We start from the raw sequence: 11338 nt of genomic DNA, 5'->3' as shown, positions 1-11338 counted from the left end.
TCCGATAGGACGTGATAACAGCTTCCGTCCCGGCGAGGGTCGTCCAACTCAAAGAAAAATTCAGCTACATTCATTTCCCAAAGGTCGGGCTAACTTACCACTTCATGCAATTGCCCTATAGCCACCGTCACAGATGCCATCGATTCGATCATATTGACCACATTGTGAAATTGACTGGCATTGACTATGTAGGCATGGGCGCTGATTTTGATGGGGGAGGGGCTTTGGCCGACTGCTTCGATGTAAGTCAATACAAAAACATGACGATTGAATTGGTCCGTCGGGGTTATTCCAAAAAAGACATTGAGAAAATTTGGAGCGGTAATTTCTTCCGCGTAATGAAAGCGGTAGAAAAAGGAAAAACCCGCGAAGTAAGTCTTAGATAAAAGGAAACAATTTCCGGTATTTATTAAAAGAGTCAGGTGTTTACCCGACTCTTTTTTGTGTAATTTAAGCTTTAAGAAATAAACACGGCAATCCTTATTGGCTCCAACTTGTGGGAGTACGGTCCCAACGGTGTGTTTTTAAGCTTTCTATAAGACTTGCAGGGAGTTTTTCTCCGTCGCCGGTGGCCATATTTGCTTCTACATTGCGGATTTTACGCATTCCCGGAATGGTAGTCGCTACGTCAGGGTTATTCATAATAAAACGCAGAGCCATTTCGGGCATATTCATGCCCGATGGAATAAGCGGACGTAACGCATCAGCATGTTCTACGCTCGAAATCAGGTTTTCGGGTACAAAATAAGTGCTGCGCCAGTCGTCGGCCGGGAAGGTAGTGTTTTTAGTGAAAGTGCCCGTAAGGGTTCCTTCGTCAAACGGAACGCGCGCAATCACGGCTACGTCCAATTCGCGACAAAGCGGAAAAAGAGTATCTTCAGGAGCTTGGTCAAAGATATTATAAATGACCTGTACCGCTGAAATATGTCCTGTACGCAAGGTATTTAGGACGTTGTCGGGTTCCCAGCGATTCACACTTACGCCCCAATGCTGCACTTTACCGTCGCGAGTGAGTTGTTCTACGGCCTTTTGCCATTCTTCATGCTGTGCCCAATGGTCTTCCCAAACGTGAAACTGCTGTAAGTCAATCGTTTCAACGCCTAAATTTTTAAGGCTTTTTTCGGTGTATTCGATGATATGAGCTGCCGGGAAACAGTCTTCCAACGTAAATTCAGGTTTTGAAGGCCACTTGAAATTTTTTGGAGGTATTTTAGTAGCCACATACAGGCGCTTATCGGCGTGCCTCTTTACGAGTTCGCCCAATACCTGCTCGCTGCGCCCGGCACCATACCCCCAGGCAGTGTCAAAAAAATTACAGCCTAATTCTACGGAGCGATTAAGGGCGGCGTTGTATTCATCCTCTTCTGAGCCCGTCCATCCGGCCAAGCCCCACATTCCATAACCGATTTCACTTACTTGCCAATCAGTTCTTCCAAATCTTCTATATTGCATTGTATTGGTACGGTATTTTTAAAGATAAAAGCAGTCTATATTGTCATATTACTTTCGATAAGCCATCATCATGTCCAAAATACTTAAAATAACCCTATATATCGTCGGTTTCCTTTTTATCCTGACCGTTGCCACAGGAGGTTGGGCTTATCGATACCGTGACCAACTATTCAAGTATATTTTGGCAGAAATCAACCAAAATATTAACGGTCGTTTTACCGCCGAAAATTTTCATTTTACTCCTTTTGCGGATGGGTTTGGCTTTTCCTTCACGCTTTTCAATGTCCATTTGCAAGATAGCGCCTATGCACGTCACCACAAAGAATTGCTGTTTCTTCAACGACTTACGGTAAGAATAGATGGGCAGGAATTATTGAAAAAGAAGTTTCAGATTCGTTCGGTCTGTTTTAAAAATGGGAAAGTGGACATTTTTACGGAGGCAACCGGCTATAGTAATTTGAGTGTTTTCCGTCAAGACTCTACGTTGTCCTCTAAAAAAATGACCGACTCAATTTTTGAGCAAAAATTTCTGGGTCGCCTTCGTGAAGTGTGTGCCGAAAACGTTGAGTTTTCTCTGCAGGATTCAGTGCGGGACAAACACTTTGCTTTTACGATGAATAATTTGACCAATTATGTGCAGCTGACGGATACGATTTGGAATTTGGAACTGAAGGGCACTGTCTATTTTGAGGGATTAGCATTTAATACCAAGCGAGGCGCTTTTTTGGAGAAAAAGCCGACGGAATTAGACCTGAAGCTTTCTTTCAACCCCAAAAATACCCAGCTGCAAATGGCCCCGTCTGAGGTTCGGGTCAATCAGGATGCATTCGGAATAAAGGGAGAGCTTAATTTTGCCAAAATGGGACGAATACAACTGGAAATTACAACCGATACCATTGCCGCAAAGCGTGCTTTGACCATTGTACCAAAGCGATTGGCGCAACGAATTGAATCCTTTAAAATTTTACCCGTTTTAACAGCCACTGTCCGTTTAGACGCGCCCCTAAAAGGGGGTGAAAATCCGCTGGTAAACATTGATTTTCAAACAAAAACCTTCAAGTACGTCAGCCAGATTGGGTTGCTTTCTGAAATTACGAGCACGGCTCATTTTACAAATCAGTTGGATACAACTCATCGAATTTGTGATCAAAACTCTCGAATTACGGTGCGAAAAGCACAGGGGCTGCTGTATGGTGTAATTCCCGTGAGTGCCTTTTTCACAATTACGGATTTGGAGGACCCACAGGTGGCAATGGAAGGGGTTGTAAAGGCAGATTTGGCTCATTGCAACAAACTGTTTAATGGGAATAAAGTGAAGTTAAAAGCCGGGAAAATGCTGATAAACTACTCTTATAATGGCAGAATAGCCCCCATTTTTAATGAAAAAGAAAATCGTTTGAATGGAAAATTGACGGGGCGGGCAACACTCCAAAATGTAGCATTTAATTATGTACCCCAACAGGTGAATTTTACCCGAATGAACAGTACCATACGGTTTAACGAAAAAGTAGTGGATGTATCGTTTCTTCACTTAAACCACCAGAAAAATCAGATTCGTATCAGCGGCAAAATTGTGGGTTTACTGCCTTATGTATTTAACTCTTCGGGAAAAGTAGCGGGAGACATGAGTATCTATACACCTGATTTAGGGCTGGACTGGATTCGTAACTATCATACCAATGCTGAAAAGCAAAGCAAAAAAAGATTTTCGGATGTGATGGAAAAAATCTTCAATCACTTGGAAATCAAAGCGCTGTTAGTGGCTGAAAAGGTTCATTATCGAAAGTTTCAGGCTGAAAAGGTGAAAGGAAGAGTGTATTTGAGTGAGGAAACTGTGAAGTGTGAAAATGTGAAAATGAAGGCTTTTGGGGGAGATTTTCAGGTGACAGGAGGGATTGAACAATTTGATCGCTCTATACATCAATTGTCCGCCAACGGTAAGGTAGAGCATGCGGATGTACAAAAAGTGTTTTATGCCTTTGAAAACTTTGGACAAAGTACTATTTCTGACCACAATCTTAGCGGAAGCCTCAGCACAACTTTTTCCTACAGCAGTCAGTTAAAAAGTGATTTTTCTCTTTTGCCCGCTACCATGAACGGACAACTGGCTTTGGAAATCACGAATGGTGAATTAAATCATTTTGAGCCAATTAAACGTATTCAGAAAATACTGTTTAAACGACGGGATTTTGACAATGTCCGGTTTGAGAATCTTAAAAATCTGTTTGTGTTACAGGGTCAGGAATTAAATATGAACCAAATGAAAGTAGCTTCCAGTGTTTTGACCTTTTTTGTGGGAGGAACGTACAGTTTTCGGGATAAAACCGATTTGTTGGTACAAGTTCCGCTCAGTAATCTAAAACGACACCCGGAAGAAGCGGATCTGCAAAGTTTGGATGGCAATAATCTTATCATCCGAGCCGTCGACGAAAACGGGGAAATGAAATTGAAATACGACATGGATTGGCGCAAAAAAAGCAATAAACGCAGAAATAGCGAACCATTAGATTCAAATTAAATTGTTGCCTTTTTCAAGAGAATTTGACCTTATTACTACCTTGTGCGTTAACAATTTCTTAACATAAGCCTCAGAAGTTTGATTTACCTTTGTTCCCAAAATCTAACTTAGTAATTATCACATAGCTACATAGGTCACTAAATACCAAGAAAAACGGTGAACTACGAGCTGTAAACTACAAACTCTCCCATGTTTGGCTTAGAAACTGACATTTTCATCCTTCTCTTTATTTGTATTTTGTGTGCGTGTGCTTTTGAATTCGTGAACGGTTTTCACGACACCGCCAACGCCGTTGCTACCGTAATTTATACCAATTCACTCAAACCTACGACCGCCGTTATTTGGTCCGGGTTTTGCAATTTTCTCGGCGTTATTCTGGGAGGTATTGCTGTGGCGATGGGAATTGTCAACTTACTGCCCGTTGAGTTGCTCATTGACCAAAATGTATATCACAGTATTGCTATGGTATTGGCATTGCTCATAAGTGCCATTATTTGGAATTTTGGAACGTGGTATTTTGGATTGCCTTCTTCGAGTTCACATACATTGATTGGTTCTATTTTAGGGGTAGGGCTCGCTTTTTCAATGATGCCCGAGGCTTCTGACGGAGCAGGCGTTAACTGGAGTAAAGCAGGTGAAATTTTTGGCTCGCTGTTGCTGTCTCCATTAGTAGGATTTAGTTTGGCGGTGTTCTTAATGTTTATATTAAGGCGTCTGCTTAATAAAGAAGCCCGCGATCAGGTATTCAGTGAGCCTAAAAAGAATCAGGAACCTCCCCTCTGGATTCGAGTTGTGCTGATTCTTACCTGTACAGGAGTAAGCTTCTTTCATGGTAACAATGATGGCCAAAAGGGAGTGGGGCTTATTATGCTGATTCTAATTGGGGTAGTTCCAACTTACTTTGCATTGAATGAGAAAATTGAACCTCAATCCATGCGTGGCAATTTGATAGCTATTGAACAGACGATGACTAAAGTAGATATCACTTTGCTTGGCATTGACGAAAAAAAACAGTTGGCTAAAGTAAAAAGCAGCACGCAAGACTTAGCCAAACGGATTGCTAATACAGGCCCTGACGGTAAAATGAAACAGGATGAGCGTCTTGGCGCTCGTCGTGATGTATTGGTAATCAACAACAGCTTAAAAAAATTGATGGAAAGCGAGTCGGTTAATTTGAGTGCTGCCGATGAAAAAATACTAAAAGAAAGTACCGACGATAAAAAAGGACTTCGTCGCTTTACCGATTATGCCCCGTTTTGGGTAGTATTGATGATTTCTTTATCTCTTGGATTGGGAACGATGGTAGGTTGGAAGCGGATTGTGGTGACAGTGGGTGAAAAAATCGGTAAATCACACCTTACCTACGCTCAAGGTGCTTCGGCAGAATTAGTAGCGGCGAGTACAATTGGTTTGGCTTCAGGATTTGGCCTTCCGGTAAGTACAACCCACATGCTTTCGTCGGGAATTGCTGGATCGATGGTGGCCAGTAAAGGAATTAAAAATCTACAGGCAAAGACGATTCGCAATATTTTGATGGCTTGGGTACTGACCCTGCCGGTTTCTATTTTTCTGTCTTTTACCCTGTACGTATTTTTCCGTTGGATTTTGTAAAAGAATAGGTTAGGATACTTTCACGGATTGAATCCCTAACGCTGACTGGACGATAAGTTCGGTCAGCGTTTCCGTTATATCCCTTATTTTACTGTGGAAGCTATGTGTTCTATGTTTCTATCGCAGCGGCGCACCGTGTGGTTACTTATGCAATATTTCAATAACTTTTAGCGTTAAAATTTAGCAGAAAAAAACCATTTTGCTAACTTAGCCGCTTACGTTTTGTATCTGACCTATTATGCAAAAGCATACATTCATATCTAGCCTGGCCTTTGTGGGATTATTGGCCTGTTTAACTGCTTGTAATTCGACCCAATCCCTCTTTAAACAAGCTGTTCGAGAATATGACAATGGTGAATATGACTTAGCCATTAAAGACTTACGAACAGTTGCCGCGGCCAATTACGAACCCGGTCGCACTAATTACCTTTTGGCGGAATCGTATCGATTGTCAAACCGATTTGTGTTGGCGAGCTCCTATTATCAGAAAGCATTGGACAATGGCATGACCAGCCCTGATTTTGCTTTCAATTATGCTTTTGCTTTGAAGGCGGAGGGAAAATACAGCGAAGCCATCGCGCAGTTGGAAAAATACGTCAACAGTACTCCTACGAATAAAGTGGCGCTAGAAAGAGCTAATCGCGAGCTCTACACCCTGAAATCCATTGACGTTATTCAACAGAAAAAGACGTTTTACAAAATCAAAAATCTGGAGAAACTGAATACGCCGGGGGCCGAGTTTTCACCTTTTGTGAAAGACGATAACTTGATTTTTGCCGCTTCGCGTAAAGAGACGATGTACAAAACCAACGGGATGCCCATGTTGGGTATTTACAAAGTAAAGTTGGCTGAAAGTTATGACGAAACAGGCGGAGAATCGGAAGTATTCAGTCCTGCGTTGTTTATGGAAGGCGTCAACGAAGCCAATGTAACGTTTACCAAAGATGGTAAAACAGTGGTGATTGCCCGAGGAAATACTGGAAAGAAAAAAGGCAGGGCAAATTTAGACCTGTACTTGAGCCGCTTTGCCAATAACAGATGGACGGAACCGCGTCTAATTCCGGTCAGTGATTCAGCTTCCTGGGATGGTAGCCCGGCCTTCTCGCGCGATGGGCGGACGCTTTATTTTTGTTCTGACCGTCCTGGTGGAGTAGGAGGAAGTGATATTTATCGTTCTAATATGGATGCTTCCGGTCGTTTCAGCAAACCCGTTAATATGGGTAAGGATATTAATACGCCGGGCGATGAAATGTTCCCGTACGTAGGACCCGATGCCAAACTTTATTTTGCGTCAGATGGACACCCCGGCTTGGGAAAATTGGACGTATTTGTAGCGACGCGTTCACAGGGCGTTATCAGCATCGAAAACTTGGGGATGCCTATCAATTCTCGCTTTGATGATTTTGGGCTGGTTTTTGCTGACGATGAAATGAAATACGGCTTCTTTTCTTCCAATCGGGAAGGTGGAAAGGGCGATGATGATATTTATTTTGTAGAAGACGAAAGTGTAGGACTGGATTCTACGCAATTGGCAGAACTTGAAAAACTTCCGCCTGATGACCCGCGTCGTCGTACGATTGGAAAACCCGAACCGCCAAAGATTGTTAATTATTTCTTAGCCGGCATGGTAGCTTCCAACGAAACCCCTTCGGCGGTGCTTGATTCGGCTATTGTAAAAATATACGAAGTCTCAGCCGATAGTTTGGTAGGACAAGGCACGACAAAAGGTGGTGGTATCTTCGGGACTTTCCCGCTGGAAGAAGGCAAAGAGTATACGCTTCTGATTGAAAAGAAGGGCTATATTACCAAACGCGATGCATTTACCATGGCAGGGAAGGCGATTCCGCAGGTTTTCCGTAAGAAACTTACGATGGATACCACTTTTTATGTATCGCTTAAATTAGATCGTTTGACGTTGAACAAAACGTTTGTGTTGGAAAACATTTACTATGACCTTAACAAGTTCAATATCAGGTCTGATGCCGCGGTTGAATTGGATAAGTTAGTGCAAATCCTGAATGATAATCCGACTGTAAATATTGAGTTAAGCTCTCATACCGATGCGCGTGATACGGATGCTTACAACAAGAAACTTTCTCAAAATCGGGCGCAATCCGCTGTAGATTATATTGCTTCCAAAGGAATAGTACGTGAGCGAATGGTAGCAAAAGGATATGGTGAAACGCAGTTGGTAATCAAAGATGCCAAAACGGAAGAAGAGCACCAGAAAAACCGTCGTACGGAATTCACGATATTGAGTTACTGATTTTTGTTCAGAAAACGTTTTAAGGGGTCAGAAAGTGTAAAACCTTCTGACCCCTTATTTTTTTCGTCTTTCAAAAATAATCTTAGCAAACGTCTTTTCCGGGTGGGTTTCATTTAATAAAATCGCTTCCTGCAAAACTTCCAGAAAGTCGTCTTCTATTTCTTTGAATTCCTGCAGGTTACGAACGGTAATTCCGCTAATTATTTTTCGGCCTTTAGCATCCAGAAGTCCCTGTTCGTTCGACAATAAGAATCCTTTCGCAAAACAAATCTCGACGCCCTTCGTTTTTTGGATTTTACCAAAATAACAGACGTAATCCAAACAAAGAAAAAAAGGAATACTGTTGTACATAAAACGTTCGCGCATTTTGGGATGGGATACCAAAATTAGCTGTCGGACATATTGAAGTAAGTGCCTGATTTCGGGTGTTTGGTGAGCAAAAAAATCGTCGATGTCTTCGTAGTAAGGCATATCGATTTTTATATAATCTTATAATTCCTGTATTCTCCTATATACCAACCGGTCAGTTGGGCAATCCACATTTTAAGACGGTATTTAAAGCTTAAGTTTTTGTGCGAAATATCGTGCGTGAATTGCCAGTTTTGGCGCTGTAAACGCGCTTTCATTACTTGAGGATGTGTGCCTTTAAACTTCGCTAACGAGTCTATTTGAGAATAATCAAAGCCTTCGGCAGCCACTTTTACGTGTTTTTCAGCCTCGTCTCCGTACCAATATTTGTGAATGTGCAGGTGTTTTTCCTGCATCACGCGCGGGTCTTTTACCCAGCCATAATGATACATACTTGCTTCTATGGGTTTGACACTCAGTTTTTCGTTATTGTTTTTTCTAAAACCCTGAGCATCACGGTAGGAATAGATGTTCTTGTTGTTTTTGACGACACGAATTTCTTTTCGATACCAAGTAGGAGAATCGCCAATAAAGTCATAAGAACCGTAAAAATGGATGTAATCAAATAACAATCCATCCACTGTGGCATCCTCTTTCCATCGTTGCATAGCGGCCTTAATGACGGGTAGGTCTTTTTCGTGTACCATCTCATCGCCCTGAATATAGAATGCCCAGTCCGATTTTTCTGAAATAGCCCGAAATGCTTTGTCAGTTTCTTTGGCGTACACACTTCCTCCTTCCTGCAAGGTTTCGTCCCAAACGGTTTCAATGATGCGGATTTTTTGCGGGGCTATTTCTCGAATCAGTTGAAGTGTGCTGTCATCACTTTGGCCAACTGCCACTACAAATTCGTCACAAATGGGCAAAATAGAAGTAATTGCTTCTACAATTGGAAAGTCAAATTTGACAGCATTGCGAATGAAAGTGAAGCCTGTAACGTGCATGTGCAGAGTTTATTTTATCTCAAAAATACGATTTGTCATTGCTATCCTTTCAAATACAATCAGATGATAGCTCCTTTTATTTTTAATCTACCATGGTTTGCACTCGCCAATTGAGCTTTCCAGTAGGGTTTCCGTACCAGGACTCTTTGGCCAATTTAGACCAATCAGCACAGTAGGTGTACTGATGGGAAGTAAATAAATGGGAACTAAGCCCAAAATATACTCTGTATGTATCTCCCTGAGTACAATAGCCAATATGGTAATTATTGCAGTCTTTTTTTGAAGCAAAACCTGCCGGGATTCTTCCCGTTGAAAAAGGATAGTTGCCTTCTTGCTTTTTGTATTGTTCCAATTCTGCAATTAGCTCTTCTGCTGCCCGATACCTCATTTGTGTTTTTACAAAAAGACTGACTTCATTAGTCAAAAAATAGGAAGGCCATGCCAAAAATGGTAATCCTACCATCAATAGCGCGAGTCTTATTTCAGTTAAAGGTTGGAAGCGGGGATTCAAGCGGCGGCGAATCAACACAGTTATCAGTAGGATAATGCCTAAGGGCACAGTAAATACTGACACCAATGCACAAATGATAGCTATACTAAAAAAAGATGCTCCCCCGAAAACAGACAGTAATACCAAAAACATACAAAGCACCGACCAAAATAAGAAGTCCTCTCGGTATTGTTCCGAGAAAACATCTGATAATAACTCTTTCATTCGTTTAATAATGATTTTGAATTTGCGCTTTAGCGAAGCCATTCTGCTACCCAAATTCCTAAATAGGTCCCGATGGCGTTGCCCAGTACGCCCACCAATACGGCAGGAAGTTGTAAATCAGTACGATTGATACTCCGGGCCAAAGCCAAAGCTGAACTTGCACCACCGATGTTGGCTTGAGAAGCAATCCCCAACATATCCCAATCCTGCTTCAATAAGGCACCAATCCCAAACACGACCGTGGCATGAATCAGCACCAAAACCGTAATAATTCCCAACAGCGTAAATGCCAATCGACCATCATGAATGAGGGCAGGAATATCGCAATAAGCACCAATGACTGCCAAAAATAAATACACGCAAAGAAGCCCCAACATACGCGAACCGGGCAGGCGGTTTACTGCTGGAAACTGAGCCAATGCTAACGCAAACGTAGTTTGTACCAAAACCGCCGGAACTCCTTTGAAGGTACTAGCCACGAGTTGTGACAGATAAATGCTGAAAATCCCTAAACCCAACAACAGAGCTACATCCATCGGATTCACGGATTCGTTGTCGTTCAAATGCTCGTTCAATTCTTTTTCAGAAGCGGTTGACTGCTGCTTTTTACGTGGATAATAACGATCGAGCAATTGAGGCACTAATAAAGTGGCAATCATCCAAAGTGCTGTGATGATATTGTCAGCAGCAGTAGCGGCGGCAAAAAGGGTGCCGTCTTTGGAAACGCCATAATGCAGAGCTACAGCATTAAAATTTACACTTCCGCCAATGTAAGTACCCGTAAACATTCCTGCTATGGCGTAATGGAGCGAGCCTATCGTATGTTCGGCATCAAAAAGTTTCATGCTGAGCACCACCCCCAAAATGGTCCCGACAGACCCCGTCAAAAATAAAGATACCATTGCTCCGCCCGCTTTTCGCAAACTTCGTAAATTGGCTTTGAGCATCAGGAAAAATATGGAAAGCGGCGCTAAGTAGGAGAAAATGCCGTCATAGACCGGTACTTGAGCGCTTGAGGAGGGGATGAGTCCTACGTTGGCTGTGATAGCCGTCGTAATAATTACAATGAGAGCCGCTCCCATTGATTTGAAAAAACGGTACTTAGCCAGCCATTCTGCCAATACTACATTTGCACAAAGGATGGTGAGGATGTAAAGTGAATTCATTTAAGAGTTAAGGTTTTAAGGGTATATTTCTGCTTTCTTCCAGTTTTCTTCCGCTTCATTCACCTTCATTGTTGATTTTAGTCATAGATGGTGTTGATTTGTAGCGTGATTTTTACCTGGATTAATTGCACCGATTAAGATAAGTAATCAATCAGAATTAAACTGGACATTAATTGGCGTATTTTTTATAATAAGATTTGTAAAGCTAATTGTATATATCGAACCATATTGCTTAAAAATATAAAGAATAGCTTTCTT

General features: G+C 42.0%; 8 protein-coding genes and 1 pseudogene. 4 read left to right on the top strand and 5 right to left on the bottom strand.

Annotated features, from left to right (window positions below):
* Positions 1 to 146 precede the first annotated feature (146 nt).
* Positions 147 to 386: pseudogene (locus Q0081_RS22865) on the top strand (membrane dipeptidase); the annotation flags it as partial.
* A 94-nt stretch (positions 387 to 480) separates the two neighbouring features.
* Here Q0081_RS22865 and Q0081_RS22860 read toward each other — a convergent pair.
* Positions 481 to 1452, bottom strand: coding sequence for an aldo/keto reductase (locus Q0081_RS22860; protein ID WP_298359117.1), 972 nt, complete (start codon positions 1450 to 1452; stop codon positions 481 to 483).
* Positions 1453 to 1522: 70 nt separating this feature from the next.
* Here Q0081_RS22860 and Q0081_RS22855 point away from each other — a divergent pair, with 70 nt between their 5' ends.
* The 3 genes from Q0081_RS22855 to Q0081_RS22845 all read left to right on the top strand — a co-directional run bounded on the left by Q0081_RS22855 (position 1523) and on the right by Q0081_RS22845 (position 7847).
* On the top strand, positions 1523 to 3970 hold the full coding sequence (locus Q0081_RS22855) for an AsmA-like C-terminal region-containing protein (RefSeq protein ID WP_298359114.1): 2448 nt from the start codon (positions 1523 to 1525) through the stop codon (positions 3968 to 3970).
* Positions 3971 to 4159: 189 nt separating this feature from the next.
* Positions 4160 to 5581, top strand: a complete 1422-nt coding sequence (locus Q0081_RS22850) for an inorganic phosphate transporter (protein WP_298359110.1) — start codon at positions 4160 to 4162, stop codon at positions 5579 to 5581.
* A gap of 238 nt (positions 5582 to 5819) precedes the next feature.
* Positions 5820 to 7847, top strand: a complete 2028-nt coding sequence (locus Q0081_RS22845) for an OmpA family protein (RefSeq protein WP_298359107.1) — start codon at positions 5820 to 5822, stop codon at positions 7845 to 7847.
* 54 nt (positions 7848 to 7901) lie between these two features.
* Here the strand turns inward: Q0081_RS22845 and Q0081_RS22840 are convergent, their stop codons facing one another.
* The 4 genes from Q0081_RS22840 to Q0081_RS22825 all read right to left on the bottom strand — a co-directional run bounded on the left by Q0081_RS22840 (position 7902) and on the right by Q0081_RS22825 (position 11080).
* Positions 7902 to 8318: a DUF1801 domain-containing protein gene (locus Q0081_RS22840; RefSeq protein ID WP_298359104.1), complete on the bottom strand. Its 417-nt coding sequence runs from the start codon at positions 8316 to 8318 to the stop codon at positions 7902 to 7904.
* Between the two features lie 8 nt (positions 8319 to 8326).
* Positions 8327 to 9199: a glycosyltransferase family 2 protein gene (locus Q0081_RS22835; RefSeq protein WP_298359101.1), complete on the bottom strand. Its 873-nt coding sequence runs from the start codon at positions 9197 to 9199 to the stop codon at positions 8327 to 8329.
* A gap of 82 nt (positions 9200 to 9281) precedes the next feature.
* A complete protein-coding gene (locus Q0081_RS22830; protein WP_298359098.1) occupies positions 9282 to 9914 on the bottom strand; it encodes a hypothetical protein in 633 nt (210 codons plus the stop codon).
* A 29-nt stretch (positions 9915 to 9943) separates the two neighbouring features.
* Positions 9944 to 11080 carry a DUF819 domain-containing protein gene (locus tag Q0081_RS22825; protein WP_298359095.1) on the bottom strand — a complete coding sequence of 379 codons (1137 nt, stop codon included), beginning with the start codon at positions 11078 to 11080 and terminating at the stop codon, positions 9944 to 9946.
* Positions 11081 to 11338 lie beyond the last annotated feature (258 nt).

This window comes from Runella sp. (assembly GCF_027484545.1).
In the GTDB taxonomy this organism is placed as follows: Bacteria; Bacteroidota; Bacteroidia; order Cytophagales; family Spirosomataceae; genus Runella.
Note: the sequence above shows the minus strand (reverse complement) of the source record. Positions and strands in the feature narration are given on the sequence as shown.